Below are 25,107 nucleotides of genomic sequence, written 5' to 3' on the forward strand. Positions count from 1 at the left end.
ATAGTCAAGCCATGGCCATCCAGCGTCGGACGACGATCGCCGACATCGCCGCCAAGGCGGGTGTGTCGATCAGCGCGGTCTCCTTCGCACTCAACGACCGCCCCGGTGTGTCCGACGCCACCCGCGCCCGCGTGCGCGCCGTGGCCCGCGATCTCGACTGGCAACCGCACACCGCCGCACGGGCACTCGGCGGCGCGAAGGCCGGCTCGATCGGCTTCGTGCTGAACCGGCCGGCGCGCACGCTCGGCACGGAGTCGTTCTTCGGCGACCTGATCTCCGGCATCCAGCTCGGTCTGGCGGGGTCACACGTCGGCATGAACCTGCTGGTCGCGCGCGATGCCGACGAAGAACTGCAGACCTACCGCGACTGGTGGAACGGGCACCGCGTGGACGGCGTGATCGTCATCGACCCACGGCACGACGACGCCCGACTCGAGTTGCTCGGGCACCTGGGCATGCCGACCGTGGTCGTCGGGTCACACCCGTCGCCTGCGGGTACGGCGCCGACCGTCTGGATCGACGACTCGGACGCCACCGAGAAGGTCCTGCGCTACCTGCACGCCCTCGGCCACCGACGCATCGCGCACGTCGCGGGCCGTCCGGAGTACGAGCACACCGCGATGCGCATCGAACGGCTCCGGGCGTTCGCGGTCGAACACGATCTCGACGACACGGTGTCGATCCCCACCGACTACGCGGCCGACACCGGTGCGGCTGCCACGCGCGAGCTGCTGTCGCGGCGCACCCGTCCGACCGCGATCGTGTTCGACAACGACGTGCTGGCGGTCGCCGGCCTGGGCGTGGCGAGCGAGATGGGCGTCGCGGTGCCGGGCGACGTGTCGATCGTGTCGTTCGACGACTCCGCGATGGTGCGCCTGGTCCGGCCCACGATCACCTCGCTGACGCGCGACACCGTCGAGCTCGGGCAGCGCGCGGCGACCCTGCTGCGCCGCCAGATCGACGCCGACCACGTGCTGCCGTCCGAACCCGGTCCGGTCCTGACGCTGAGCGTGCGCGAGAGCACGGGGCGCATCCGCGACTGACGACGGGCGCCGCGCGACACGCGCATCCGACTCACATCGCGGCCCGTCGTGGTGGCGTGGACTTGACGCCGCGTTCGAACACACGTTCGAATTGCGTCGTGGGACGGCGTCGCGAGAACCGGTGGCAGCCCCCGGAGCACCCGGAGGTCGAACGTCCGCACGCCTACTCCCTGTCGGACGACGCCCGCGGGCCGGACGTCTGCCATGCGGTCACGCCACTGCCCGTGTGGGCATGGGTGCAGTTCCCGACCTTCCACGTCCGCGTCAAGGCGTTCGCGAAGAGCTGGACGCGCGATGCCGTCCTGGTGGAGTGGGCGCAGTTCGGGCAGCACGCCGAGGCCTGGGTCTGGCGATCGGCCGTGAAACACCGCGTTCTGCGGACAGAGCGCGTGCATCGGACTCCGCTTGGCGCACCCGATTGACACGTCGGTGACCACGGAGGATCGTTCGATCCGCCCCGGCTCAGCAAGAATCACGACGATCGAGACATCCGTCCCGTGCCGTCACCACCCCCCCGACCGGAAGGAGGCACCCGTGAAGAACCACGACGTGCCGTCCTGGGTGGCACACGTGCTCACGCCGCCCGACGTGATCGCCGCCTACGTCGAGCGACGGGTGAACGACCCCGCTCTGCTGTCGGGCGAGCAGCACGAACCCACCTACGCGGACTTCCTCCGCGCCGAGTAGACCGTCACGCCGACGCTCGCCACCGTCACACAGGCGAGCGCGACCACCTCGACGAGCGAGAGCGCCTCGCCCAGCACGACCAGCCCCGCAAGGGCCGCGACCGCCGGGCCGAGACTCTGCAGCACGCCGAACACCCGGGTCGGCATGCGTCGCAGCGCCGACATCTCGAGCGCGTACGGCAGCACGCTCGACAGCACCCCGACGACGCCGAACACGACCAGCAGTGACGGGTCGGCCCGGACGCCCGTGATCGCGGTCCCGAGGCCGAACGGCAGCGAGACCACCATCGCGACGAGCATCGACACGGCCAGGCCGTCGACCCCGGGGATGATCGAGCCGACGTGCCGGTTCATCACGATGTAGCCCGCCCAGCACACGGCGGCGGCGACCGCGAACGCGACACCGCCGAGCTCGGTCACGGCAGTCGGTCCGACCCCGAGCAGCACGACACCGACCAGGGCGAGCACGGCCCAGAGCGCGTCGCGCCACCGCCGGGTGTGCACGAGCGACAGCGAGAGCGGTCCGAGGAACTCGATCGTCACCGCGACACCGATCGGGATGGACGCGAACGCCAGGTAGATGAACACGTTCATGCCGCCGAGGGCCACGCCGAGGCCCAGCGCGCCGAGCCACTGCGCCCGTCGCCAGTGTCGGACGCGGGGGCGGACGACGAGCGCCAGCACGACCGCGCCGAGGACGAGCCGCAGGGTGGCCGCGCCGACCGGTCCGACCTCGTCGAAGCGGGTCTTCGCGATAGCCGCGCCGAGCTGCACCGAGACGATCGCGGCGAGGGACAGCAGCGGCGCGGGCGCGCGCGGCTTCCCACCCGGTGCGACGTCGGTGGGCGGGGTCATCCGAGGTACGCGAGGACGGCGAGCACGCGGCGGTGGTCCTCGCCGGTGTCCTCGAGCGCGAGCTTGCCGAAGATGCTCGTCACGTGCTTCTCGACCGCGCCGGTCCCGATCACCAGCGCCCGGGCGATCGCGGCGTTCGTCCGGCCCTCGGCCATCAGGCCCAGGACCTCGCGCTCGCGCGGCGTCAGCGCTTGCAGCGGGTCACGGCGGCGGCGCATCAGCTGCGTGACCACCTCGGGGTCGAGCACGGTGCCGCCGGAGGCGACCCGGCGCACGGCGTCGTCGATCTCCTCGAGCCGGGTGACCCGGTCCTTCAGCAGGTACCCGATGCCCGCGGACGAGGACGCCAGCAGCTCTTCAGCGTAGGTGGCCTCGACGTACTGCGACAGCAGGAGCACGCCGGTCGCGGGCGCGAGCCGACGGGTCTCGACGGCGGCACGGACGCCCTCGTCGGTGAACGTCGGCGGCATCCGCACGTCCATGACGACCACGTCGGGGGCGTCGTGGGGCAGCGTGGCCAGGAACGAGACGGCGTCGGCGTGCTGTCCGACGACGTCGATCCCGGCTTCGTCGAGCACCCGCGCCAGGCCTTCGCGCAGGAGCACCGCATCGTCGACGACGACGGCCCGGATGCGTGCTGCATCCGGGCCGTCGGTCATGACACCAGACTAGTGGCGCGCCTCACCGTGCCGTCGGCACCCCGTTGAGTGCGCCGAGCGGGATCCGTGCGGTGGCCTGGGTGGGGCCGCCCTCGGGGCTCGACACCGTGAGCTCGCCGTCCAGGGAGCGCATCCGCCCCATCAGGCCCTCGATGCCGTGGCCCTCCCGCACGCTCGCGCCGCCAACACCGTCGTCCGTCACGCTGACCGTCAGGTGCCACACCGCCGACGCGTCGACGATCAGCCCCATGTACACGCCCGCCGCCGAGGCACCGGCGTGCTTGGCGGTGTTCGTCAGCAGCTCGGACACCGTGAAGTAGACGTTCCGCTGGATCTCGGACCCGAGGGTCAGTCCCTCGGGCAGACGGATCTCGAGCCCGGTCGGGATCGAGGTGCGGGCGACCAGGGCCTCGAGCGCTGCGACGAGTCCGCGGTCGAGCAGGATCGGCGGTGCGAACCCCCGCGAGAGCGCCCGGAGCTCGTCGAGCGCGTCGCGGGCGTGCTCGGACGCCTCGCCGATGAGCCGCTTCGCGCCGACCGGGTCCTTCTCGAACGCCCGCTCGGCGGCAGCCAGGTCCATCCGCAGCCGGACGAGCCGCTGCTGTGGCCCGTCGTGCAGGTCACGTTCGATCTGCCGCAGCGCCTGTCCCTCGGCCGTCACCGCACCGGCACGGGAGGCCTGCAGCCCCGCCACCCGCTGCTCGAGCTGCTCGGCACGGAACCCGCCGAGCAGCCCGAAGTCGATCCAGTAGTGCGCGAGCACCGACGCCCGTGCCCACAGCGGGAACAGGGCCACCGACGCCGCCATCGACACCAGCCCGAGCAGACCGACCCCGAGTACGGTCGCCGAGCCGTAGGGGAAGTACCCGCTGCGCAGGTTGTTCACCAGGAACGCGCCGACGAGTGCGACGGGCCACAGGAACCCCGCGACGAGCAGCAGGCCGGCACCGACCGTCGCCAGGGCGGCGAGCGGGTAGACGACGATCGCGTGCAACAGGTACAGCCAGTAGTGCGGGTTCGCGACGGCCGAGCCGGTGCGGGTCCACCAGTTCTGCTGCCAGCGTGGCGTCCAGTCGACGGGCCGGATCGGTCGACGGTCGGCCCAGGACATCCGGAGTCGCTCGAACTGACCGAGCCACCGCGCGACGAACAGCGCGACGAAGAACATCAGCAGCACGAACGGGTTGAACAGGTCGCGGAACCCGCCGCCGAACACCGCCGTCGGGAACGCGACGTACAGCGTGCAGAGCAGCACCGCGGTGAGGGCCATGTAGCCCACGTCGCGGGGCAGTCGTCGCCACGCGTCACGGTAGAACTCCCCCGCCGTGGGCGGCGGCTGGACCGGGTGCTGCGGCGGCTGCTGTGCCGACGACGGCTCGGGAGCGGCGGCCTGTGGCTGCTCGTGGCTGGGGTGCGCCGGCATGGGTGTCGTGGCTCCCGGAGGTACGGCGTCGTCCAGCGGCACGGTGATCGCCTGGTCGAGTCGGTCGGTGTCGGTCATGTCCTCGAGCCTCGCGGAACGCGGCTCGAACCCCCATCCTGCCCCCTCCCGCACACGGGGTGGGGTTGGCCCTACCCTGGGCCGATGGGGAACAGCACGAGGGAACGACTGATCGCACTGGCCGGGGTGGTGGCGGCACTGCTGCCGGCGGTGGACGGTGTCGCCGGACTGGCGACGCTGACGACCTGGTACCCGGGCCGCGGAGTGCTGGCGACGGGAGCGGTGGTCGCCGCCCTGTGCGCCGTGGTGATCGGTCTCGGCGCGTGGCGACGGGCCGATCGGACGACCCTGGCTCTGGCGTTGTCCGTGGTGCTGTTCGCCCTGACGTGGCTTCCGGTGCCGCTGGGCCTCTGGCCGATCTCGGCCATCGCGCTGCTGGCGTCCCAGGCGCTCCTGATCGCGTTCGGCGTGCTGGTCGCACGGCGCAGCACCGGCCTGACGCGCATCACGGGGTGGTCCGTCGCTGCCGGCGGCATCGTGTGGCTGCTCGGCGGACTGGTCACGTGGTTCGGCGCGGTCCCGAACGCGTCCCAGGAGCTGCTCGGAGCGCTGTTCGTCATCGCTCCGCTCGGGATGCTGATCGGGTTCCTGGCGGCAGCCGTGCTGTTCGCCGGTCCGCTGCTCCGTCCGGTCGCCCAGGGCGCCCGGTACCTCTGGTCCACCGCCGAGGTGCGCTGAGCGGTTCTCCACAGCTGGTCGGTCCGGCTCCGTCGCGCCCGTCACCCTGGGTGCATGGGTGACGCACGTCGCCGAACCGGGTCGACCCGTCACACGAGACCGGCGGCGACCTCGGGTGTCTCGTCCGGGATCGACCACGGGTGCTCGGTCATGCCGCCGCTGCCACGGATCGACCGGACGGTGCCGTCGGTGCGGCGGGCGACGGTGATGTCCTCGTCGATCGAACCGAAGCGGTTGCCGTGGGTCATGCGGAGCGTGTCGGCGTCGACGACCCGCAGGCGGACGGGCGACTCGAGGGGGTCCGGGGCGGCCGGGTCGAACGCCAGCAGCCGGTCGCCGACACGGGCGATGTCGGTGATGCCCCACGGGTTCGCGTAGCGCCCCGTGACACCAGTCACGTCGACGTCGCCGGGGATCGGGTCTCCCGGGGCGTGCTCGTCGGCGGCGGCGTCGAGCAGCCGGACGATGCCCGTCGCCAGCATCGATGCGGGCCCGGCCGCGGCGCTCGTCATGACGGACACGACGAGCCCCGACTCCGGGTCGAACACCGACTGCGTGATGTGCCCGGGGAACCCGCCGGAGTGGCCACGGACCTCGCGCCCGTCGATCCGGTCGACGATGAAGCCCGCGCCGTAGCCGCGCGCCGAGGGGTCGTCGTCCGAAGCGCTCCAGGCCTTGCGTTGGGCCAGGCGCTTGGCGTGGTCGCTCAGCAGCGTGCCCTGACCGAGCACGTGCGCCGAGAAGTACCGGACCAGGTCCGACGCGGTGCCGTGGAATCCCGTCGCCGCTGCCATCGCTCGGGTGTCGACGTGGTCGATGCGCTGCCGGGTCCTGGCGGTGTGCAGGCCCGAGTACCCGACGACGAACTCGTCGGCACGCTCGGCATCCCAGTCCGGGCCGGTGTTCGTCAGGCCGAGCGGCTCGATGATCGATGCCCGGACGACGTCGCCGTACGACTGACCTGACACCGCCTGGATGACGAGCCCGAGTAAGGAGTACCCGAGGTTCGAGTAGTTGAACGAGGAACCTGCGGGGACCTTCTGCCCACGGTCGAGCACGAGCGCGAGGAGCTCGTCCTCGTCCGGGAACGGGTGCACGAGCGACCAGTGGTCGCCGTCGTGCCCGTCGCGGATGACCCCCGCACCCATCTCCATGAGCTCGCGGACGGTGGCGTCCGCGATCGGCGAACCACCGTCGACGAGCGTCGGGACGTACGTCCCGACCGTGTCGTCCAGCCGCAGCAGCCCGCGCTCGGCCATGATCAGCAGCGCCGTCGCGGTGAAGGTCTTCGAATGTGACGCGATCCGGAACAGGTCGTTCGTCGTCAGACGGCGACCGGCCTCGACGTCGGCGTACCCCCACGCCTCGGAGAGCAGCTGGTCACCGCGGTACCCGATCGCGACCTGCACGCCGGGCACACGGAGCTGGAACACCTTGTACGACACCCACTCGTGGATGTAGGGCAGGACGGTCTCGTACGCGGCGCGGTTCGTCATGACGCCCAGACTTCCATGTGCCACGCTGACGGGCATGCGGCACACACCCCACTTCCTGATGACGGACGTCGACGAGGTGCGGCGCCTGGTGCGCGAGAACCCGTGGGCGACGATCGTGTCGCACACCGACGCCGGCATCGTCGCGTCGCACTACCCGTTCCTGCTCGAGACCCCCGGCCCCGACGACGACCCGGACGCCGTCGTGCTCGTGTCGCACGTCGGACGGCCCGACGAACGCGCGCACGAACTCGGGCAGCACCAGGTACTGGTCATCGTGCAGGGGCCGCACGGGTACGTCTCCCCCGGCTGGTACCCGCCCGACCAGTTCGTGCCCACCTGGAACCACGTCACGGCACACTGCTGGGGCACGCCGGAGATCCTGTCCGACGACGAGAACCTGCGCGTGCTCGGGGAACTCGTCGACCACTTCGAGCAGGCGATGCCGTCACCCGTCTCGCTCGACGTGGACATCGACACCGCAGCCCGGGTGGCGAAGGGCACCGTCGGCATCCGCCTCCGCGTCACCCGGTTCGACGCCCGCGCCAAGCTCTCGCAGAACAAGGCACCCGAGGTCATCGACACGATCATCGCGGGCCTGCGCGGTGACGGCCCCTACGCGTCGCCCGCACTCGCGGCCGAGATGGAGCGGGTCCGGCCCGACGGCAGTGACGATCACGACGGCCGTGACGACCAGGACGGACAGGAGGCACGGTGAGCGACCTGCTGCTGCGCACCGTCCGGCGCGTGGGCACGTCCGGAGCCCCCGCCGACGTGCGCGTCCGTGCCGGGGTCGTCACCGCCGTGGCACCCGCCGGCACGCTCGACCCCGGCGACCACGACACCGAGGTGGTCGAGGCCGACGGCGCCTGGCTCGGCCCCGGACTCGTCGACCACCACACCCACTTCGACCAGTGGGCCCTGGTCCGGCGGCGCATCGACGTGTCCGCGTGCGCGTCCGCCGAGGCCGTGGCGGACGTGCTCGCCGCGGCAGCGCGGACCGGCGTGACGGACGCCGTGCTGATCGGACACGGGTACCGCGACGGGTTGTGGCCGCGGCCCGCCCGACGTGCGCTGCTCGATGCAGCCGCACCGGGCCTCCCGGCCGTCGTCATCAGCGCCGACCTGCACGCCGTCTGGTGCAACGCTCGCGCACTCGCGCACTTCGCCGCTGCGGTCGGACGGCCACTGCCGGCCGGCGAGGACGGCGTGCTGCGCGAGCAGGACGCCTTCGACGTGACCGCCGCACTGTCGCGAGTCCCCGACGACGTGCTCGACACCGCCGTGGCCGACGCCGTCGACGCGGCGGCCACCCGCGGTGTGACGCAGGTCGTCGACCTCGAGATGCGCTTCGGCCTCGACCGCTGGACACGCCGCGTCCGCGACGGCATCGACGGGCTGCGGGTGGCGTGCGGCGTGTACCCGGACGACCTCGACGCCGTCATCGCGCGCGGACTCCGCACCGGCGACGTGGTCGACGGCACCCGGGGCCTGGTGACGATGGGACCGTTCAAGGTCGTCACGGACGGGTCGCTCGGCACCCGGACGGCAGCCATGGCGACCGGCGAGGGCATGCTCGTCTGGCCGTTCGACGAACTCCACGCGATCACCCGCCGCGCCGTCGACGCCGGACTCGTCCCCGCGATCCACGCCATCGGCGACCGGGCCAACACCGTCGCCCTCGACGTCTTCGAGGCCGTCGGCGCCCGCGGCTCGATCGAGCACGCGCAGCTGCTCGCCGACACCGACGTCGAGCGCTTCGCCCGCCTGGGCGTGACGGCGTCGGTGCAGCCCGAGCACGCGATGGACGACCGTGACGTCGTCGACAAGTACTGGGCGGACAGCGCCGAGCGTGCCTACGTGTTCGCGTCGCTCGCCGCGGCCGGCGCCCGCGTGGTGCTCGGATCCGACGCACCCGTCGCGCCACTCGACCCGTGGGTGTCCCTCGCCGCCGCCGTAGGACGTGACCGCGACGGCCGCGCACCGTGGCACCCGGAGCAGCGGATGACGGCGCTCGCCGCGTGGCAGGGGTCGACGGACGGCCGGGTGAGCGTGTCCGTGGGGGACGTCGCCGACCTGGTGCTGGTGGCGGACGACCCGCTCACCGCGTCGACGGCCACGCTGCGGACGATGCCGGTGCTCGGCACCGCGATCGCCGGACGGTGGACCCACCTGGAGCGCTGAGGGCTACTTCTGGTCCTTCGGGCACCAGTAGAGCTTGCGGCCGGCCATGTCGGCCATCCGGATCTCGGTGCCGCACACCCGGCAGGGCTCGCCCTGGCGGTGGTACACCCAGTGCCGGTCCTTCCGCGAGCGCAGCGCCTTCTTGTGCTCGGCCGGCGACAGCCCGTCCATCGTCAGCATCAGGCCGTCGCGGACCCCCTCGTGCAGCAGCTTCGACCAGTCCGCCCACAGCGCCTTCGCCTGCTTGACGGTGATCTTCTTGCCCACCTTGTACGGGTCGATCCGCTGCCGGAACAGCAGTTCGGCGCGGTAGATGTTGCCGATCCCGCTCACCACGGACTGGTCCATCAGCAGCTGCCCGATCGCGACGTTGCGCTTCCGGACGTTGTCGACGAAGGCCTGCTCGGCCTCGGGTCCGTCGTCGTTCACCGGGTCCGGCCCGAGCTTGTCGAGTGCGCGCTGCACCCCCGCCGCATCCTCGACCACGCAGGCGGTCGGCCCACGCAGGTCGGCGACGGTGTCCTCGGTGAGCAGGCGCACGCGCACCTGGCCGACGGGGTCGGGCGGGAAGGCCTCGATCGGGTCCTCGGACTTCTCCTGCTCGGCCATCCGGTACCGGGCCAGCCGGGGCGCGCCGATCGACGACAGGGACTCCTCGCGGTCGTCGTCGTCGGACAGCGCCTGGGACGTCGAGATCACACCGGCGAAGTCCCACGCCCCGTACAGGCCCAGGTGGACCCGCAGGAACAGGTCGTCCTCGAACTCCAGGAACATCTGCTTGCCCACCGCCCGCGACGCGACCATGCGCTTGCCGTCGAGCTGCGCGGCACCGGCGGCGAACCGACCCTGCGGACTCGACACCTCGCAGCGTTTGCCGACGAAGTGCCGGGAGAACTGGTTGGCGATCCTGTGGACGGAGTGACCCTCGGGCATGCGACCTGTCTACTCGGCCGAGCCGTCGATCTGCTTGCCGGCGATGTGCCCCGTCTGCTCGTACTCCGCCAGTTGCGCGATGCGGCGGGCGTGGCGCTCCTCGCCCGAGAACGGCTCGTTGACGAACAGGTCGACGAAGTCGATGACCTCGGCCTCGGTGTGCTGGCGGGCGCCGAGCGAGATGACGTTGGCGTCGTTGTGCTGGCGGGCGAGCAGCGCGGTGGACTCGTTCCACACCAGCGCGGCGCGGACGCCCTCGACCTTGTTCGCCGCGATCTGCTCGCCGTTGCCCGAACCGCCGAAGACGACCCCGAGCGCTTCGACACCCGCACGCTGGTCGGCGACGACGGCGTGGGCGGCGTTGATGCAGAACGAGGGGTAGTCGTCGAGCGCGTCGTACTCGGTCGGACCGTGGTCGATGACCTGGTGTCCGGCGTCCGTCAGGTGTGACGCGAGGGTCTTGCTGAACTCGAGGCCGGCGTGGTCCGTTCCGAGGTGGATGCGCATGCCCCGATCCTATTCCCGGCCGCGCGCGCCCCTGGCCACGACGACGACGTACCGGCAGGCGTCCGCGCTGGCGTTGCGGTACGTCACCTCGGCGGGGTCGCCGAGCTCGATCCGGTCCCCCGGTTCCAGCACCACCGTCTCGCCGCCGACGACGAGTTCGAGGGTGCCCTCGACGACCCAGATGCAGTGCCGCAGGAACGCGTACGCCGACGCCGGGTAGGTCACGTGCGCACCGGCCGGGAGGACCACCTCGGTCACGTCCACGGGGAACTCCGCGCTCGACACGGGACGGCGACGGTACCCGGTGTCGGGATCGGTCCAGTGGTCGGCGGTCGCGCCGCGTTGCACGCCGGCCCGGTCGTCGGGGCTGCCGGACCCGGCCTGGTGCTCGGTTCCGTCGCCGGCCGGGCCCTCGTCGAGCAGCTGGGAGATCGTCATCCCGAACGCGCCCGACAGTCGTCCGAGGATCGTGGCCGTGGGGCTCGACACCCCGCGTTCGACGCGGTTGATCATGGCGCGCGAGACCCCGGACTCCTCGGCGAGCTCGGTCAGGCTCCACCGCCGCTCGGTGCGCAGGTGCTGCAGGCGTTCCCCGAGCAGCCGGTCATCGTCTACGATCTGAGACATGGCGACAGCATATGCGACAACCGGTCCGTCATCGGCCGCCGACGTGCGCGTGCGGGACTGCGAGCCCCGCGACCTGGACGTGGTGCACGCGCTGCACGTCGACGCCGTGCTGCACTCCACCGCGATCTGGCAGGACGAGCCGAACTCGCGCGCCTGGTTCGACGCCTGGCTGTCGGAACGCCAGCGCGACGGGTGGCCGGTCGTCGTCGCCGAGGTGGACGGACAGGTGGCGGGCTACGCGTCGTACGCGCAGTGGCGTCCGAATGCCGGGTACCGGCTGACCGTCGAGCACAGCGTGTACGTCCTGCCCGAGTTCCGCGGCCGGGGCGTGGCGACGGTGCTGATGGGGGCGCTGGTCGGGCAGGCCCGGGCCGAGGGCCGCCACGTGATGATGGCCGGGATCTGCAGCAGCAACACCGTGTCGATCGCACTGCACGAGCGGCTCGGCTTCACCACCGTGGCCGTCGTGCCCGAGGTCGGGCGCAAGTTCGGCCGGTGGCTGGACCTGACGATGATGCGCCTGCCGTTGGTCTGACGCGGGCGCCGGCCGCCCGGCGGGCGCCGAGTCCCGGCCCGGCGGACAGTTCGCGCTGTCCGGAGCGCGTGCGGTGTCCGCGGGGCCGAGTCTCGCCGGACGCACCGTGCGTGCCGGACGCGAGCCGGGCCTCCTGTCAGGCGGTGGGCTCGGTGTCGAACAACGGCCCGACCGTGCGCGAGCGCTTGAGCTCGAAGAAGCCCGGGTAGCGGGCTGCGGCGACGACGCCGTCCCACAGGTCGAGCGCCTGCTGGCCCTTCGGGGCCGGCGAGATCACCGGACCGAAGAACGCGGTGCCCTCGACGGCGATCACGGGCGTGCCCACGTCCTGGCCGACGCGCTCGATGCCGTCGCGGTGGCTCTCGCGGGTGGCGGCGTCGACCTCGTCGGACCAGGCGTACTCGGCCAGGTCGGCATCGAGACCGAGCTCGGCCAGGACGGCGGGGACGACCTGCGTGGGGTCCTGCTCCTGCCGGTGGTGGATGTGCTCGCCGAGCGCGTCGTACAGGGGCTTCACGACGTCCTGGCCGAGACGCAGTCGCGCGGCGGTGACCAGGCGGGGGTAGACCTGCCCGTTGTGCAGTCGCTCCTTGTAGGACTCGGGGACGTCCTGGTCCTCGTTCAGGACGAACAGGCTCATCACCTTCCAGGTCACGTCGAGGGGGCGCTGGCGCTCGACCTCGCCGACCCAGCGGCTGGTCATCCAGGCCCACGGGCAGTTCGGGTCGAACCAGAACTCCACAGGGGTGGGGGTGTCGGTCGTCTTGTCCACAGTCGTCTCGGTCACGCTTGGAGCGTACGCGTGCTCGCTAGGCTGGAACCCACACGTCCCCACGGTGCACGACGCCGCGCGGGACCCCGAAGCGCGGACATCGATCGTCCGCGCCCGCATCGAAGATGGAGCGTCCGTGCCCGGAGAGAACCTCACCAGAATCGAAGCCCAGGAACGCGCCGCGATCGTCGACGTGCAGTCGTACGACGTCGAGCTCGACCTGACCCGTGGCGCTGAGACCTTCGGCAGCACCACGCGGGTCCGCTTCACCGCGACGCCCGGTGCGTCGACGTTCATCGACGCGATCACGAAGACCGTGCACTCCGTCGAACTGAACGGCACCGCGCTCGACGTCGCCGCGGTCAACGACGGCGTCCGGATCCAGCTCGCCGACCTGCAGCAGCAGAACGAGCTCGTCGTCGTCGCCGACGCGCTGTACACGAACACCGGCGAGGGCCTGCACCGCTTCGTCGACCCCGTCGACGACGAGGTCTACCTGTACTCCCAGTTCGAGGTCCCCGACTCGCGCCGCATGTTCGCGGTGTTCGAGCAGCCCGACCTCAAGGCCGAGTTCACCTTCACGGTCACCGCACCGGCGCGCTGGCAGGTCGTCTCGAACTCCCCCACGCCCGAGCCCCGCGTCGACGGCGACATCGCCACGTGGGCGTTCCCGCCGACCACCCGGATCTCCAGCTACATCACGGCCCTGATCGCCGGCCCGTACGAGGTCGTGCGTGACGAGCTGACCTCGAGCGACGGCCGCACGATCCCGCTCGGCATCTTCACGCGCAAGTCACTGGCGGAGTACCTCGACCCCGAGTACGTGTTCGACATCACCCGCAAGGGCTTCGCGTACTACGAGTCGAAGTTCGACGTGCCGTACCCGTTCGACAAGTACGACCAGCTGTTCGTGCCCGAGTTCAACGCGGGCGCGATGGAGAACGCCGGCGCCGTCACCTTCACCGAGACCTACGTGTTCCGGTCCAAGGTCACCGACGCCATCAAGGAGCGCCGGGTCGTCACGATCCTGCACGAGCTCGCGCACATGTGGTTCGGCGACCTGGTCACCATGAAGTGGTGGAACGACCTGTGGCTCAACGAGTCCTTCGCCGAGTGGGCGTCCACGATCGCCACCGCCGAAGCGACCGAGTGGACCGAAGCGTGGACCACGTTCCAGGCGATGGAGAAGTCCTGGGCCTACCGGCAGGACCAGCTCCCCTCGACGCACCCGATCGTCGCGACGATCAACGACCTCGAAGACGTCCAGGTCAACTTCGACGGCATCACGTACGCCAAGGGCGGGTCCGTCCTGAAGCAGCTCGTGGCGTGGGTCGGCATCGACGCGTTCTTCGCCGGTGTGTCCGCGTACTTCAAGAAGCACCACCACGGCAACACCGAGCTCAAGGACCTGCTGGTCGAGCTCGAGGCCACCAGCGGGCGTGAGCTCGGCGAGTGGTCGAAGCTGTGGCTCGAGACCGCCGGCGTCAACACGCTGCGCCCCGAGATCCAGGTCGACGACGACGGCGTGATCACGTCGTTCGCCGTGCTGCAGGAAGCCCCGGCGGACTACCCGACCCTGCGGCCGCACCGCCTGGCGATCGGCCTGTACGCCTTCCAGCAGGACGCCGACGCACCGTTCGGCGCTGACACCGCCTCGGCCGGCGGCACGCTCGAGCGGATCCACCGTGTCGAGATCGACGTCGACGGCGCACGCACCGACGTCCCCGAGCTCGTCGGGCAGCACCGGGGAGACCTGGTCCTGCTCAACGACGACGACCTGGCCTACGCCAAGATCCGCCTCGACGAGCAGTCCCGTCGCACCGCGATCGAGCACCTCGCCTCGATCGCGAACCCGCTGGCTCGCTCGATCGTGTGGGGTGCGATGTGGGACGCCACCCGTGACGCCGAGTCCCCCGCCAGCGACTACGTGCGCCTGGTGCTCGGCAACATCGCGACCGAGACCGAGTCGACCACGATCCGCACGACGCTCTCGCAGCTGCTGCTGACCGCGCGCAACTACGTGGCCCCCGCCAAGGTCGACGCCACCGTGCGCACCGTCGGCGAGACGCTGTGGAACCTGGCGTCGTCGGCCGAGGCCGGCTCGGACGCGCAGTTCCAGTTCGTGAAGTTCTTCGCGCAGATCGCCTCGACGCCCGAGCACGTCGCCACCCTGTCAGGGCTGCGCGACGGTTCGGTCACGCTCAGCGGGCTCGAGATCGACACGGACCTGCGCTGGGAGCTCCTCGAAGGGCTCGTCCTCGCCGGAGCCGCGGGCAACACCGAGATCGACGCCGAACTCGCGAGCGACCGGACGGCGTCGGGCGAACAGGCCGCAGCGCGTGCCCGGGCGACGATCCCCACCGCCGAGGGCAAGCTGGCGGCGTTCTCGTCGCTGGTCGACTCGGACTCGGCACCGAACGCCATCGTCCGCCAGACGACGATCGGGTTCCAGCACACGAACGCGCCCGTCGTGCTCGAGGGGCTCGTGCCGAAGTACTTCGACGTGCTGACCCGCATCTGGGCCGAGCGGAGCTACCACATCGCCGACACGATCGTCTCCGGGCTGTACCCGGCGCCGCTCGCCTCGGTCGAGCTCCGTGACGCCGCCACCGCGTGGCTCGAGTCACACCCGGAGACCCCGGCACTGCGTCGCATCGTGACCGAGAACCTGGCGGGCACCGAGCGTGCGCTGCGGGTCCAGGCCGCCGACGCCTGAGTTCCTGTGCGGTCCGACGGGGCCTCGGCGTTCTGCAAGGAGCGCCGAGGCCCCGTCGTCTACCATCGTTCGAACATGAACCTGGCTGCGAACTCGACCGACGACGTCCCGGCGTGGATGTCGAACTCCTTCACCCAGTTCGTCGACACCTGGCACGTCCCGATCGTCATCGTCGTGACGCTGTTGGGCGCGATCATCCTGCGGCTCGTGCTGCGCCACAGCATCAAGGGCGTGGTCAACCGGATCGTCTACGGCGTCAAGAAGCGCCAGGGTGCGGCGGACACCCAGGCGCTCATCGCGTCGCCGATCCAGACCGCCCGCGTGGTGCAACGCACCCGGACGCTCGGCAGCGTGCTCGAGAACCTGGCAACGGTCATCGTCGTGATCATTGCGCTGGCGATCATCATCCCGCAGGTCCTGCCCAATGCCGCCGTCGGCATCGTGGGTGGCGCCTCCCTCGTCGCGGCGGGCCTGGCGGTCGGAGCGCAGTCGATCGTCAAGGACCTGCTGTCCGGCGTGTTCATGATCCTCGAGGACCAGGCCGGCGTCGGCGACGTCGTCGACACGGGTCCGGCCACGGGTGTCGTCGAGAACGTGGGCCTGCGCGTCATGCAGATCCGCGACGTGAACGGGATCCTGTGGTTCGTGCCGAACGGGCAGATCCTGCGCGTCGGCAACCTGTCGCAGGGCTGGTCCCGCGTGCTCGTCGACATCACCGTGCCGTACGACACCGACATCGACGCCGTGCAGGACGCCCTGCTCGCCGCAGCGGTCACGATGTCGCAAGAACCCCGCTGGCGGCAGCGCATCGTCGAGAAACCCGAGATCTGGGGCCTGCAGTCGGTCTCCGCCGACGGCATGGTCTTCCGACTCGTCGTCAAGACCCGCGCGTCCGAACTCGACATCGTCGGCCGCGAACTGCGCGTCCGGCTCAAGCGCTCCGTCGACGAACTCGGCGTCACCCTCCCCGCCATGGCGATGATCATGCCCGAGGGCTGGGAGAACGCCACCTCGATCAACGGGTTGCGCAGCGTCAAGACGCAGCCCACGCCCGCGCCGACCGCTTCGCGCCGCGGCAAGAAGACGAACATGTACGGCCAGCCGATCGACACGCAGCGGCCCGAACCGCCAAGGGACGACCGATGAGCGACCTGCCGATGCCTCCCGTCGGACAGCCGGGCGTCCCGGGGCCGGGGCAACCGATCACGCTGCGCGTGGGGATGGGCGGGCAGGCCGCGACCGGGTCGTTGTTCGAACGCATCGGCGGTGCCCCGACGTTCGACCGCCTGGTACGTCGCTTCTACGACGGCGTGCAGACCGACGACGTCATCTGGCCGATGTACCCGCAGGAGGACCTGGAGGGCGCGATCTCCCGCCTGTCGCTCTTCCTGCAGCAGTACTGGGGCGGCCCGGGCACCTACAGCCAGGAACGCGGGCACCCCCGGCTGCGGATGCGGCACCAGCCGTTCCGCATCACACCCGAGGCACGTGAGCGCTGGCTGCACCACATGCACGACGCCGTCGAGTCGCTCGGGCTCGCGCCCATGGACGAGGCAGAACTGTGGGGCTACCTCGACCGGGCCGCACACGCGATGACGAACGCGTTCGACTGACGGACTGCCATCCGGCTCGGCGGACGTCCGGCTCTGCGGACGTCACCGATGACGGCCGCGTCGGGTTCCACCCGTAGGTGCTGCGCGCGTGGGCGCCCGAGCACTCCTGGTGCAGCAGCAGCGCGTCCGCGAAGTCGGTGCCGAGCCGCTCGCGCGTCGCGTCGATGCTCTCGGCAACGACGGGCGATCCGTGCGCACCGGCCTCGGCGAGTTCACGCACCGTCGGGTTGTCCCCCGTCGCCGCCAGGACGTACCCGTCCTGTTCGCCCCGCTCGACGGCCAGGGCGTACAGGTCCCCGACGTCGTCGACGTGCACGGTCGTCCACCGCTGGGAGCCGTCGCCGACCAGGCGGACCTCGTGCTCGCCGTCGCCGACGAACATCGCCGGGATGCCGGCACCACGGCCGAAGACGATGCCCGGCGCCACGATGGTCGTGCGGACGGCGCTCGCGCGGACGAGCGCTTCGTTCGGGCCACGCCACGAGGTCAGGGCCGGTGGCGACACGGGTGACTGCTCGGAGATGTCGGTCGAGTCGCCGAAGGTGAAGATCCCGCCGGTGTGGACGAAGGGCTTCGGGGTGCCGTCGAGCGCGCCGAGGACGGTCCGCACGAAGGCCGGGTCGACCTGCTCGGCGCTGGCGGTGTGGACGACGGCATCGGCTTCGTGGGCCAGCCGCGCCACGACGTCGGTGTCGGTGACGTCCTCGACCAGCGCGGTGGCGCCGGCCTCGCGAGCGGCCTGGGCCTTCGCGTCGGAGCGGACGATCGCGGTGACGGCATGGCCCCGCGCGACCAGGGAGCGGAGGACTGCGGACCCGATGTAGCCGGACGCGCCGGTCAGGAAGACGTGCATGCCACCAGGATGGCAGAGCTGCCGCGTCCCGTCCGGGGGCTGGCGGCGCAGGCCGTTCAGCCCGAGAGGCTCCAGGCGCGGCGCTTCACGAGCACGTGTCCGCGGGAGGTGGTGAGTCGGCTCCACGGACCGGTCTCGAACAGCCGCACCGGGTCGTGCCCCAGGAACCCGAGGCTCTCGCCCGCGAACCCGGCTCCGGCGGGGACGTGCTCGATGCCCAGCACGGGACGTCCCCACACCTCGGAGCGGATGCGACGGACGATCGCTTCGCCGGCGTTCGACGGGACAGCGTCAGCGACCTCGGTGATGCCGGCCTTCGCCGCGCGGCGAAGCAGTTCGGGTGAGATGTCGGGCAACGGGATCCAGCCGCCGCGGGGCGGTGAGATCGCAGCCCACGTCACGGTGGCGACCTCGTGCGGGAGCTCGACCTCGACCGGAGTGGCGCGGGTCGGGTCGGCACCGTCGGCCCCTTCGGCGTCGTGGGCCTCGGCGAGCAGCCGCAGGCGTTCCTGGAACGAGGCCAGGGGGACGACCGCGTCGATGGATGCCGGCTGCGCGAGCGAGAAGGTCCGGAGGCCCAGGACCGTGGGCAGCTCGTCGAGCAACCCGAGGGGGTACATGATCGCCGTGTAGACGGCGAGCACCCCCGAGTCGGCGATCAGGCGGACCGAGCCGTCCTCGATGCGTGCGGCACGGGCGAGGTACGTGCGGAGGTCGCCCAGCGAGGCGGCGTCGGGCAGCGTGAACGAGGTGCTCATGTCGATGACGATCCTACCGGGAGGGGTCCTCCGTAGACTGCGGGGGTGGTGATCGGTGAACCGGAATTCCTGCGGACCCTGCGACTCGAGGACACGGGCGCCGCGACGCGCGAGCGGGTCTTCACGGGGGTGAACCACTGGTCCCCCAACGGGCGGGTGTTCGGCGGCCAGGTGCTCGCCCAGTGCATCGTCGCCGCGCAGGCCACGATCGAGGACCGGGCGATCCACTCGATCCACGGCTACTTCCTGCGTCCGGGCGACATCCACACGCCGATCACCTTCGGCGTCGAGCAGATCCACGACGGTCGCTCGTTCGCGACCCGGCGTGCGCAGGCGTACCAGAACGGCGTGCCGATCTTCTCGATGATCGCGTCGTTCCAGACCGACGATGCGGGTGTCGAGCACCAGGATCCGTTCCCGGTGGACATGCCCACACCCGAGTCCCTGCCGACCGCCGCGTCGATCCTCGCCTCGATCGACCACCCCGTGGCCCGGGCCTGGGCCGAGCGGGCCATCGACCTGCGGCACGTCGACGGGCCGGTCTTCGTGGACGTGCAGGGCGAGCACGTGCCGCACCAGGCCGTGTGGTTCCGGGTCGGGGGTGCGCTGCCGGACGACCCTGGACTGCACCGCGCAGTGCTCGCCTACGCCAGCGACCTGTCGATCCTCGAGCCGATCATGCGTCGCCACGGGGTGGCCTGGGGGACGCCCGGCGTCAAGAGCGCGAGTCTCGACCACGCGATGTGGTGGCACCGCGACGGCCGCGCTGACGAGTGGATCCTGTACACGCAGGAGTCGCCGAGCGCACAGGGCGGCCGGGGTCTGGCCTTCGGGCGGATGTTCTCGCAGGACGGGCGCCTGCTCGCCAGCGTCGCGCAAGAGGGCATGATGCGCATCCCCCGCTGACCCCGGGGGCCACCCGCGCGTGCGCTGGTCAGCGTGTGACGGTCAGCGTGTGACGGTCCGCGTGAGCCGGTCCGCGTGAGCCGGTCAGCGTGTGCCGGTCCGCGTGTGCTTGTCAGGGTCGGGAGAACACGACCGCCGGCTCGATGTACGGCTGGCACGCCGCACGCTCGACCTCGGTCAGACGCCGCGGACGGTTCGTCGCCGCGTCCACCATCACCAGCGTCGTGGTCGCCCGCGTGTAGAGCTCGGCCGGTTCGTGCCCGACCGGCGACCACACCTCGTACGAGATCTCGAGGCTCGCGCCCCCGACGTGCCCGATCCAGAGCTGGATGTCGAGCGGTCGGCGGAAGTACGGCGTCGAGGCGAGGTACTCCAGGCGCTGCGCAGCGATGACCGTCATCGTCCCCGATCCGGGCCGCCCGTCGATGATGGGTTCCGGGGCGGAGCCCGACGCGTCGACCTCGTCGGGATCCGGTGCCCAGAACGCCAGCACGCGCGCTTCTTCGAGCAGCCGGAGCATCGCCGAGTTGTTGACGTGCCCGTAGGCGTCGATGTCACTCCAGCGGATGCGGACCGGCGTGTGCAGCCTGGCCACGCGGGTCAGTCCCGCGTGAGCTTGCGGTACGTCGCGCGGCCGGGCTTGGCCGCATCGGCACCGAGGCGCTCGACCTTGTTCTCTTCGTAGGCCTCGAAGTTGCCCTCGAACCAGTACCAGTTCGGGGTGCCGTCCTCGTTCAGGCCTTCCCACGCCAGGATGTGGGTCGCGATGCGGTCGAGGAACCACCGGTCGTGGGTGATGACCACGGCACATCCGGGGTACTCGAGCAGGGCGTTCTCGAGGCTGCCGAGCGTCTCGACGTCCAGGTCGTTGGTCGGCTCGTCGAGCAGCAGCAGGTTGCCACCCTGCTTGAGCGTGAGCGCGAGGTTCAGACGGTTGCGCTCCCCACCCGACAGGATGCCGGCACGCTTCTGCTGGTCCGGCCCTTTGAAGCCGAACTGCGACACGTAGGCGCGCGACGGGATCTCGGTCTTGCCGACCTGGATGTAGTCGAGGCCGTCGGAGACGACTTCCCACAGGTTCTTGTTCGGGTCGATGCCGCCGCGGCTCTGGTCGACGTACGAGATGTCGACCGTCTCACCGATCTTCAGCGTGCCGCCGTCGAGCGGCTCGAGCCCGACGATGGTCTTGAAGAGCGTGGTCTTGCCGACGCCGTTCGGGCCGATGACGCCGACGATGCCGTTGCGGGGCAGCGTGAACGACAGGTCTCCGATGAGCACACGGTCGCCGAACTGCTTGTGCAGCTTGTCGGCGTCGATGACCTGCGACCCGAGACGCGGTCCCACGGGGATCACGATCTCCTCGAAGTCGAGCTTGCGGGTGCGCTCGGCCTCGGTCACCATCTCGTCGTAGCGGGCGAGACGGGCCTTCGACTTGGCCTGGCGGCCCTTGGTGTTGCTGCGGACCCAGTCGAGCTCGGACGACAGCCGCTTGGCGAGCTTGGCGTCCTTCTTGCCCTGGACCTCGAGCCGAGCGCGCTTCTTCTCGAGGTAGGTCGAGTAGTTGCCCTCGTAGGGGTAGAGACGACCGCGGTCGACCTCGGCGATCCACTGGGCGACGTGGTCCAGGAAGTACCGGTCGTGGGTCACGGCCAGGACGGCACCGTGGTACTGCTGCAGGTGCTGCTCGAGCCACTGCACGCTCTCGGCGTCGAGGTGGTTGGTGGGCTCGTCGAGCAGCAGCAGGTCGGGCTTCTGCAGCAGGAGCTTGCAGAGCGCGACGCGGCGCTTCTCGCCACCGGACAGGTGCGTGACGAGCTCGTCCCCCGGGGGGCACTGCAGCGCGGCCATCGCCTGCTCGAGCTGCGAGTCGAGGTCCCACGCGTCCGCCGCGTCGATCTCTTCCTGCAGGGTGCCCATCTCGGCGAGCAGGGCGTCGAAGTCGGCGTCCGGCTCGGCCATCAGCGCGGAGATCTCGTTGAAGCGTGCGATCTTGCCGTGGATCTCGCCCACGCCTTCCTGCACGTTCTCGAGCACCGTCTTGGTCTCGTCGAGTTCGGGCTCCTGCATGAGGATGCCGACGCTGAAGCCCGGCGTGAGCTTCGCTTCGCCGTTGGAGGGCTGGTCGAGGCCGGCCATGATCTTGAGGATCGTCGACTTGCCGGCACCGTTCGGCCCGACGACGCCGATCTTGGCGCCGGGGAGGAACGACATCGTGACGTCGTCGAGGATCAGCTTGTCGCCGACCGCCTTGCGGGCACGGACCATCTGGTAGATGTACTCAGCCATATCGCCCTCAAGTGTAGTGACAGGACCGGGGGAACGTGACGGCGCGAGCACGTCAGGCAGCTTCGCTGTGGTCCACGCCCGGCGTTGCGAAGGGCACGGGGCCGTCGTCACCCTGCACCTGTTCGGTCGCGGATGCGGCTGCGCGGGCTTCGGGCAGGTCGTCGTGGTCGACGTCGACACCGCCCGGGAGCGCGTCCTCGGTGTGCTGGCCCGCGAGCTCCTTGACCTCACCGGTCTCCGGGTCGACGACGGGTCCGGAGCCGGGTGCCGCCGTGGCTTCGGAGGCGTGCCGCGGCACCTTGATCCAGTTGCTGATGCCCCAGGCCAGGTCCTGCCCCATCGCCTCGGCGTCGATCTCGACCGAGGTGCCCCCGCGCCCGTCTCGCTCCCACGTGCGGATCCGGACCCGTCCGGTGACCAGGATCCGGTCGCCCTTCTTGACGGACTTGTGGACGTTCGCGGCGAGGGACCGGAACGCGGTGACGGTGAACCAGTTCGTGGGGCCGTTGGTCCACACGGAGTTCGCACGGTCCCATCGGCGGGACGGCGACGCGAGACGCATGCTGGTGATGGCGATGCCGGTCTCGGTGACGAGGTGACGGGGTTCGGTCGCGACGATGCCGCAGACGGTGATGGTGTCGTTCATGCACCGATCGTCATCGAGCCCCGGACCGCGTGGCGGGCCGGGGCTCGATGTGTGTGGTGTGGACCTGATCAGGCGACCTGTGGAGGACGAGTCCCCCGGGCCTCCCGTCAGGACGGCGCACCGCGCCGCTGGGCGTCGGGATCAGTGCGGGTGGAACTCCGGACGCGCTGCGAGCGGACCGAGTGCCTTGTGGACCGCGCCCTTCGCCGTCTCGAGGGACGGGAACCGTCCACCCCGGTCCTGTCGAGCGCCGTAGAGCTCGACCCGGAACCCGTCGGGCTCACGGTGGATGCTGCCCACCGCGCCCGCCGGTCCGACCGCGACCCAGGTCTGGGTCATCGTGTCGTTCGTCATCGTTCGACCACCTCCTCGTGGTTCCCGACGCCCGTGTCTGCTAGGACGCCAGGATGTACTGACTGTAGGCCTTGCGGACCTTGTTCACCTTCGGCAGCGCGACCGCGAGGCAGTAGCCCTGACCGGGGTTCTTGGCGAAGAAGTCCTGGTGGTACTCCTCGGCCGGGAAGAACGTCGTGAGCGGCTCGACCGTCGTGACGATGCCGCCGTCCCAGATGTCGGACGCGCGCTCGATCGCCTTCTCGAACAGCGCACGCTGCTCGTCGTCGGCGGGGAACATCGCGGAGCGGTACTGCGTGCCGACGTCGGCGCCCTGACGGTTCAGCTGACGCGGGTCGTGGAGCGTGAAGAACACGTCGAGGATGACGTCCGCCGGGATCACCGACTCGTCGAACGTGACGGCGACCGCCTCGGCGTGGCCGGTCGCACCGGTGCACACCTGCTCGTACGACGGGTGGTCCGTCGACCCCCCGATGTAGCCGGACACCACGTCCTGCACACCCTGGAGCGTGCGGTACACGGCGTCGAGACACCAGAAACATCCACCTGCGAGCACGAACGTGGTCATGAGCTCAACCTATCTTCCTGGCCCGTGAACGGGCCCGAGTGCGGGATACGTCCTCCACAACACACCCAGGGCGTCCACTGTTCCCCAGGTGTCCGGTCCGTGCCGCGCGTGTCGGGGGTCCTCCGTACCGTCGTCACCACCACGACACACCGGAGGCACCACGGATGCACACCACCATCGAACCCCAGCTCCGCATCCGCACGGCACCGCCGGTTGCACGGCTCCGTGGCGACCTGCGCGTCCTCGACGTCCGTGACGACCTGTCGCGGGTCACCCGCGCCAACGGCGAGATCGTCGGCTACGTCGACCGTGTCGACGTCGCCGGGGACACCGCGTTCCGGGCGCGGCGGTACGTCGCCGCCGAACGCCGGTTCGTCGACCTGCCCACGGTGTGGTCGGCGGACGACGCCGTGGACTGCCTGCGCTGGTGACGGTGCGCTGATGCCACGGCGTCGACGACACGGTGACGACGCGACCACAGCCGATCGGATGATGTACCACATCGGAACGACATCCTTCCGGTTGTGGGGAACGCCGCTCGTCCTCCCCCGGAACTGACGATCTCGTGGATATGGTGCGCGCATGGACTGGTGGAACGACTTCAGCGACTGGACCTCGTCGGACACGGGCTGGCGAGTGATCTCCGGCGCCCTGATCCCCTTCGTGGCGATCGTCGTCGCCGGCATCGTCGCGGCCCTCATCGGCCGCGGTGCCACCAAGCGCGTGGTCGCGCTGCAGGAGCGCGAAGCCAAGAACAACGCCGTCGCGGCGATCATCACCGCGGCGCGCAAGGCAGCGACCTGGGGTGTCCTCGGTCATGACGAGCGGGCGTACACGGACCACCTGGCCGAGGACGCCGACATCCGGCTGCGGCTGCTGCCCGTCTCCGGAGCGCCGCTCGCGGCCAACTGGGCGCAGCACGAGATCGCGGACATCAAGAAGAACTCCTCGACCTTCAGCTTCCAGGCGGAGCAGTCCGTCTCGGAGTTCCGTGACCGGATGCTCGAGTGGCAGTCCCGCCCGAACCGCGCGCGCAAGCTGTTCAAGAGCGACCTGGAGCGCTGGAAGTTCGAGACGCCCGACCCCGATGCCGACCTGATCCGCCGCCAGCAGGACTGGAGCGCGGACCAGTCCGACGCCAAGCGCCCGGCGGCACCCGCAGCTGCGCCGGCGCCCACACCGACCACGACGTCGCTGCGGCCCGCACCGGTCCGCAACGGAGGCCCGACCGCCTCCGCCTCGCCGGCTGCGGCAGGAGCGCCCGCCGCCACCGCCGTGCTCACCCCGAGCAGTCCGGCCGGGGCCGAGCACCGTGACCAGAACGCCACGACGCCGATCTCGGACGACGGCGCCGCTGTCGACCAGGGGCTGACCCGTCCCTACGCCCAGGGGGTCACGCGCCCCTACGGTGACGACCAGGTCGCTCCCGTCCGTCCCGCCCTCGGCACGCCCGGGTCGTCTGCGCGCTCCACCAGTGCGCCGGACGCCACGTCGAACGACGACCATGACAACGCCGACGTGGTCGACGACGTGCCCCGATCCGACGCTGCTCGGCCCGACGCTGCTCGGCCCGACGCTGCTCGGCCCGACCTTTCGCGGTCGGACGTTCCTCGGTCCGACGTTCCGGCGCGGTCCGACGTTGCGGACCGGACCGACTCGTCTGACTCTGGGCCCGCCGACGAAGCTCCGGCGCAGGCCGCGGACGAGAACGACTCCGCCGAAGCGACCTACACCCGGCCGATCAGTGCGAACGAGCTCCGCCGCCGCACCGACGACGACGAGTAGCGCTCCGCCACCCCGTCACGAAGGCCGCCACCCGATCGGGTGGCGGCCTTCGTCGTCCTGGGTGCCCCCGGCAGGAATCGAACCCGCGGCACGGTGGGTAGAAACCACCTGCTCTATCCACTGAGCTACGGGGGCGGACGCCGACGATT

At 70.8% G+C, this 25,107-nt stretch carries 27 protein-coding genes, 1 tRNA gene and 1 pseudogene; 13 read left to right on the forward strand and 16 right to left on the reverse strand.

The genetic code is table 11. The features are described from left to right. Window positions 1–11 precede the first annotated feature (11 nt). From MT346_RS02590 to MT346_RS02600, 3 genes are all read left to right on the forward strand, one after another. Complete coding sequence (locus MT346_RS02590; RefSeq protein ID WP_243561197.1) at window positions 12–1,043, forward strand: LacI family DNA-binding transcriptional regulator; 1,032 nt, start codon at window positions 12–14, stop codon at window positions 1,041–1,043. Between the two features lie 98 nt (window positions 1,044–1,141). Further along, entirely contained in the window at window positions 1,142–1,465 is a 324-nt protein-coding gene (locus MT346_RS02595) for a hypothetical protein (protein ID WP_243561198.1), read from the forward strand. 112 nt (window positions 1,466–1,577) lie between these two features. After that, window positions 1,578–1,730: a hypothetical protein gene (locus tag MT346_RS02600; RefSeq protein WP_243561199.1), complete on the forward strand. Its 153-nt coding sequence runs from the start codon at window positions 1,578–1,580 to the stop codon at window positions 1,728–1,730. On the opposite strand, the gene MT346_RS02605 is transcribed toward MT346_RS02600, so the two are convergent. From MT346_RS02605 to MT346_RS02615, 3 genes are read right to left on the reverse strand one after another with little or no spacing between them, the layout of a single operon-like run. Further along, window positions 1,703–2,584: a DMT family transporter gene (locus tag MT346_RS02605; RefSeq protein ID WP_243561200.1), complete on the reverse strand. Its 882-nt coding sequence runs from the start codon at window positions 2,582–2,584 to the stop codon at window positions 1,703–1,705. The genes MT346_RS02600 and MT346_RS02605 overlap by 28 nt on opposite strands. Then, the gene (locus MT346_RS02610; RefSeq protein WP_243561201.1) at window positions 2,581–3,243 is read right to left on the reverse strand and encodes a response regulator transcription factor; all 663 of its coding nucleotides are present in this window, start codon (window positions 3,241–3,243) and stop codon (window positions 2,581–2,583) included. Before MT346_RS02610 ends, MT346_RS02605 begins: the two co-directional genes overlap by 4 nt. A gap of 22 nt (window positions 3,244–3,265) precedes the next feature. After that, on the reverse strand, window positions 3,266–4,744 hold the full coding sequence (locus tag MT346_RS02615) for a sensor histidine kinase (protein ID WP_243561202.1): 1,479 nt from the start codon (window positions 4,742–4,744) through the stop codon (window positions 3,266–3,268). An 84-nt stretch (window positions 4,745–4,828) separates the two neighbouring features. On the opposite strand from MT346_RS02615, the gene MT346_RS02620 reads away from it, so the two are divergent. Further along, window positions 4,829–5,422: a hypothetical protein gene (locus MT346_RS02620; protein WP_243561203.1), complete on the forward strand. Its 594-nt coding sequence runs from the start codon at window positions 4,829–4,831 to the stop codon at window positions 5,420–5,422. An 89-nt stretch (window positions 5,423–5,511) separates the two neighbouring features. Here MT346_RS02620 and MT346_RS02625 read toward each other — a convergent pair whose 3' ends face one another. Beyond that, the gene (locus MT346_RS02625) at window positions 5,512–6,918 is read right to left on the reverse strand and encodes a serine hydrolase (protein ID WP_243561204.1); all 1,407 of its coding nucleotides are present in this window, start codon (window positions 6,916–6,918) and stop codon (window positions 5,512–5,514) included. A 34-nt stretch (window positions 6,919–6,952) separates the two neighbouring features. Here MT346_RS02625 and MT346_RS02630 point away from each other — a divergent pair, with 34 nt between their 5' ends. Together MT346_RS02630 and MT346_RS02635 are read left to right on the forward strand one after the other, a co-directional pair. After that, on the forward strand, window positions 6,953–7,633 hold the full coding sequence (locus MT346_RS02630; protein ID WP_243561205.1) for an FMN-binding negative transcriptional regulator: 681 nt from the start codon (window positions 6,953–6,955) through the stop codon (window positions 7,631–7,633). Next, complete coding sequence (locus MT346_RS02635) at window positions 7,630–9,099, forward strand: amidohydrolase (protein ID WP_243561206.1); 1,470 nt, start codon at window positions 7,630–7,632, stop codon at window positions 9,097–9,099. The genes MT346_RS02630 and MT346_RS02635 overlap by 4 nt, the downstream gene beginning before the upstream one ends. Window positions 9,100–9,102: 3 nt before the next feature. On the opposite strand, the gene MT346_RS02640 is transcribed toward MT346_RS02635, so the two are convergent. Genes MT346_RS02640 through MT346_RS02650 form a run of 3 tightly spaced genes read right to left on the reverse strand, consistent with a single transcriptional unit; the run spans window position 9,103 to window position 11,166 of the window. Continuing rightward, complete coding sequence (locus MT346_RS02640; RefSeq protein WP_243561207.1) at window positions 9,103–10,032, reverse strand: Fpg/Nei family DNA glycosylase; 930 nt, start codon at window positions 10,030–10,032, stop codon at window positions 9,103–9,105. Between the two features lie 9 nt (window positions 10,033–10,041). After that, window positions 10,042–10,539, reverse strand: a complete 498-nt coding sequence (locus MT346_RS02645) for a ribose-5-phosphate isomerase (RefSeq protein WP_243561208.1) — start codon at window positions 10,537–10,539, stop codon at window positions 10,042–10,044. A gap of 9 nt (window positions 10,540–10,548) precedes the next feature. Then, window positions 10,549–11,166, reverse strand: coding sequence for an XRE family transcriptional regulator (locus MT346_RS02650; protein WP_243561209.1), 618 nt, complete (start codon window positions 11,164–11,166; stop codon window positions 10,549–10,551). Here MT346_RS02650 and MT346_RS02655 point away from each other — a divergent pair. Beyond that, entirely contained in the window at window positions 11,165–11,701 is a 537-nt protein-coding gene (locus MT346_RS02655; protein ID WP_243561210.1) for a GNAT family N-acetyltransferase, read from the forward strand. The two genes, MT346_RS02650 and MT346_RS02655, sit on opposite strands and share 2 nt — an antisense overlap. A gap of 136 nt (window positions 11,702–11,837) precedes the next feature. Here MT346_RS02655 and MT346_RS02660 read toward each other — a convergent pair whose 3' ends face one another. Further along, entirely contained in the window at window positions 11,838–12,488 is a 651-nt protein-coding gene (locus MT346_RS02660) for a DsbA family protein (protein ID WP_374202495.1), read from the reverse strand. 121 nt (window positions 12,489–12,609) lie between these two features. Between MT346_RS02660 and pepN the strand changes: the two genes are divergently transcribed. From pepN to MT346_RS02675, 3 genes are all read left to right on the forward strand, one after another. Next, a complete protein-coding gene (gene pepN / locus MT346_RS02665; protein ID WP_243561211.1) occupies window positions 12,610–15,189 on the forward strand; it encodes an aminopeptidase N in 2,580 nt (859 codons plus the stop codon). A gap of 75 nt (window positions 15,190–15,264) precedes the next feature. Then, a complete protein-coding gene (locus MT346_RS02670; protein WP_243561212.1) occupies window positions 15,265–16,335 on the forward strand; it encodes a mechanosensitive ion channel family protein in 1,071 nt (356 codons plus the stop codon). A gap of 74 nt (window positions 16,336–16,409) precedes the next feature. After that, on the forward strand, window positions 16,410–16,802 hold the full coding sequence (locus MT346_RS02675; protein ID WP_243561436.1) for a globin: 393 nt from the start codon (window positions 16,410–16,412) through the stop codon (window positions 16,800–16,802). Window positions 16,803–17,220: 418 nt separating this feature from the next. Here MT346_RS02675 and MT346_RS02680 read toward each other — a convergent pair. Then, window positions 17,221–17,655: pseudogene (locus MT346_RS02680) on the reverse strand (NAD(P)H-binding protein); the annotation flags it as partial. A gap of 56 nt (window positions 17,656–17,711) precedes the next feature. Continuing rightward, window positions 17,712–18,413: a hypothetical protein gene (locus tag MT346_RS02685; RefSeq protein ID WP_243561213.1), complete on the reverse strand. Its 702-nt coding sequence runs from the start codon at window positions 18,411–18,413 to the stop codon at window positions 17,712–17,714. 48 nt (window positions 18,414–18,461) lie between these two features. Here MT346_RS02685 and MT346_RS02690 point away from each other — a divergent pair, with 48 nt between their 5' ends. After that, the gene (locus MT346_RS02690; RefSeq protein WP_243561437.1) at window positions 18,462–19,319 is read left to right on the forward strand and encodes an acyl-CoA thioesterase II; all 858 of its coding nucleotides are present in this window, start codon (window positions 18,462–18,464) and stop codon (window positions 19,317–19,319) included. Between the two features lie 112 nt (window positions 19,320–19,431). Here MT346_RS02690 and MT346_RS02695 read toward each other — a convergent pair whose 3' ends face one another. The 5 genes from MT346_RS02695 to msrA form a co-directional block, all read right to left on the reverse strand. Beyond that, window positions 19,432–19,914: a thioesterase family protein gene (locus MT346_RS02695; protein ID WP_243561214.1), complete on the reverse strand. Its 483-nt coding sequence runs from the start codon at window positions 19,912–19,914 to the stop codon at window positions 19,432–19,434. A gap of 5 nt (window positions 19,915–19,919) precedes the next feature. Beyond that, a complete protein-coding gene (ettA, locus tag MT346_RS02700; protein ID WP_243561215.1) occupies window positions 19,920–21,605 on the reverse strand; it encodes an energy-dependent translational throttle protein EttA in 1,686 nt (561 codons plus the stop codon). Between the two features lie 52 nt (window positions 21,606–21,657). Beyond that, a complete protein-coding gene (locus tag MT346_RS02705) occupies window positions 21,658–22,251 on the reverse strand; it encodes a single-stranded DNA-binding protein (protein WP_243561216.1) in 594 nt (197 codons plus the stop codon). 141 nt (window positions 22,252–22,392) lie between these two features. Next, the gene (locus MT346_RS02710) at window positions 22,393–22,605 is read right to left on the reverse strand and encodes a methyltransferase (protein WP_243561217.1); all 213 of its coding nucleotides are present in this window, start codon (window positions 22,603–22,605) and stop codon (window positions 22,393–22,395) included. A 40-nt stretch (window positions 22,606–22,645) separates the two neighbouring features. Then, window positions 22,646–23,173, reverse strand: a complete 528-nt coding sequence (gene msrA / locus MT346_RS02715) for a peptide-methionine (S)-S-oxide reductase MsrA (protein ID WP_243561218.1) — start codon at window positions 23,171–23,173, stop codon at window positions 22,646–22,648. Between the two features lie 164 nt (window positions 23,174–23,337). Between msrA and MT346_RS02720 the strand changes: the two genes are divergently transcribed. Both MT346_RS02720 and MT346_RS02725 read left to right on the forward strand, forming a co-directional pair. Next, on the forward strand, window positions 23,338–23,604 hold the full coding sequence (locus MT346_RS02720) for a hypothetical protein (RefSeq protein WP_243561219.1): 267 nt from the start codon (window positions 23,338–23,340) through the stop codon (window positions 23,602–23,604). A 151-nt stretch (window positions 23,605–23,755) separates the two neighbouring features. Continuing rightward, the gene (locus MT346_RS02725; RefSeq protein WP_243561220.1) at window positions 23,756–24,958 is read left to right on the forward strand and encodes a hypothetical protein; all 1,203 of its coding nucleotides are present in this window, start codon (window positions 23,756–23,758) and stop codon (window positions 24,956–24,958) included. Window positions 24,959–25,020: 62 nt separating this feature from the next. On the opposite strand, the gene MT346_RS02730 is transcribed toward MT346_RS02725, so the two are convergent. Then, window positions 25,021–25,093: transfer RNA gene (locus tag MT346_RS02730), tRNA-Arg, on the reverse strand. Window positions 25,094–25,107: the final 14 nt, after the last annotated feature.

The sequence above is a fragment of the Curtobacterium sp. VKM Ac-2922 genome (assembly GCF_022815645.1).
Lineage (GTDB): Bacteria > Actinomycetota > Actinomycetes > Actinomycetales > Microbacteriaceae > Curtobacterium.

What these genes read in the sequence shown, in the direction of transcription:
- MT346_RS02590 (WP_243561197.1), top strand. Translation starts at nt 12, where the DNA reads ATGGCCATCCAGCGTCGGACGACGATCGCCGACATCGCCGCCAAGGCG.
- MT346_RS02605 (WP_243561200.1), bottom strand. Translation starts at nt 2,584, where the DNA reads ATGACCCCGCCCACCGACGTCGCACCGGGTGGGAAGCCGCGCGCGCCC.
- MT346_RS02610 (WP_243561201.1), bottom strand. Translation starts at nt 3,243, where the DNA reads ATGACCGACGGCCCGGATGCAGCACGCATCCGGGCCGTCGTCGTCGAC.
- MT346_RS02615 (WP_243561202.1), bottom strand. Translation starts at nt 4,744, where the DNA reads ATGACCGACACCGACCGACTCGACCAGGCGATCACCGTGCCGCTGGAC.
- MT346_RS02620 (WP_243561203.1), top strand. Translation starts at nt 4,829, where the DNA reads ATGGGGAACAGCACGAGGGAACGACTGATCGCACTGGCCGGGGTGGTG.
- MT346_RS02625 (WP_243561204.1), bottom strand. Translation starts at nt 6,918, where the DNA reads ATGACGAACCGCGCCGCGTACGAGACCGTCCTGCCCTACATCCACGAG.
- MT346_RS02630 (WP_243561205.1), top strand. Translation starts at nt 6,953, where the DNA reads ATGCGGCACACACCCCACTTCCTGATGACGGACGTCGACGAGGTGCGG.
- MT346_RS02640 (WP_243561207.1), bottom strand. Translation starts at nt 10,032, where the DNA reads ATGCCCGAGGGTCACTCCGTCCACAGGATCGCCAACCAGTTCTCCCGG.
- MT346_RS02645 (WP_243561208.1), bottom strand. Translation starts at nt 10,539, where the DNA reads ATGCGCATCCACCTCGGAACGGACCACGCCGGCCTCGAGTTCAGCAAG.
- MT346_RS02655 (WP_243561210.1), top strand. Translation starts at nt 11,165, where the DNA reads ATGGCGACAGCATATGCGACAACCGGTCCGTCATCGGCCGCCGACGTG.
- MT346_RS02650 (WP_243561209.1), bottom strand. Translation starts at nt 11,166, where the DNA reads ATGTCTCAGATCGTAGACGATGACCGGCTGCTCGGGGAACGCCTGCAG.
- MT346_RS02670 (WP_243561212.1), top strand. Translation starts at nt 15,265, where the DNA reads ATGAACCTGGCTGCGAACTCGACCGACGACGTCCCGGCGTGGATGTCG.
- MT346_RS02675 (WP_243561436.1), top strand. Translation starts at nt 16,410, where the DNA reads ATGGGCGGGCAGGCCGCGACCGGGTCGTTGTTCGAACGCATCGGCGGT.
- MT346_RS02685 (WP_243561213.1), bottom strand. Translation starts at nt 18,413, where the DNA reads ATGAGCACCTCGTTCACGCTGCCCGACGCCGCCTCGCTGGGCGACCTC.
- ettA (WP_243561215.1), bottom strand. Translation starts at nt 21,605, where the DNA reads ATGGCTGAGTACATCTACCAGATGGTCCGTGCCCGCAAGGCGGTCGGC.
- MT346_RS02705 (WP_243561216.1), bottom strand. Translation starts at nt 22,251, where the DNA reads ATGAACGACACCATCACCGTCTGCGGCATCGTCGCGACCGAACCCCGT.
- MT346_RS02710 (WP_243561217.1), bottom strand. Translation starts at nt 22,605, where the DNA reads ATGACGAACGACACGATGACCCAGACCTGGGTCGCGGTCGGACCGGCG.
- msrA (WP_243561218.1), bottom strand. Translation starts at nt 23,173, where the DNA reads ATGACCACGTTCGTGCTCGCAGGTGGATGTTTCTGGTGTCTCGACGCC.
- MT346_RS02720 (WP_243561219.1), top strand. Translation starts at nt 23,338, where the DNA reads ATGCACACCACCATCGAACCCCAGCTCCGCATCCGCACGGCACCGCCG.
- MT346_RS02725 (WP_243561220.1), top strand. Translation starts at nt 23,756, where the DNA reads ATGGACTGGTGGAACGACTTCAGCGACTGGACCTCGTCGGACACGGGC.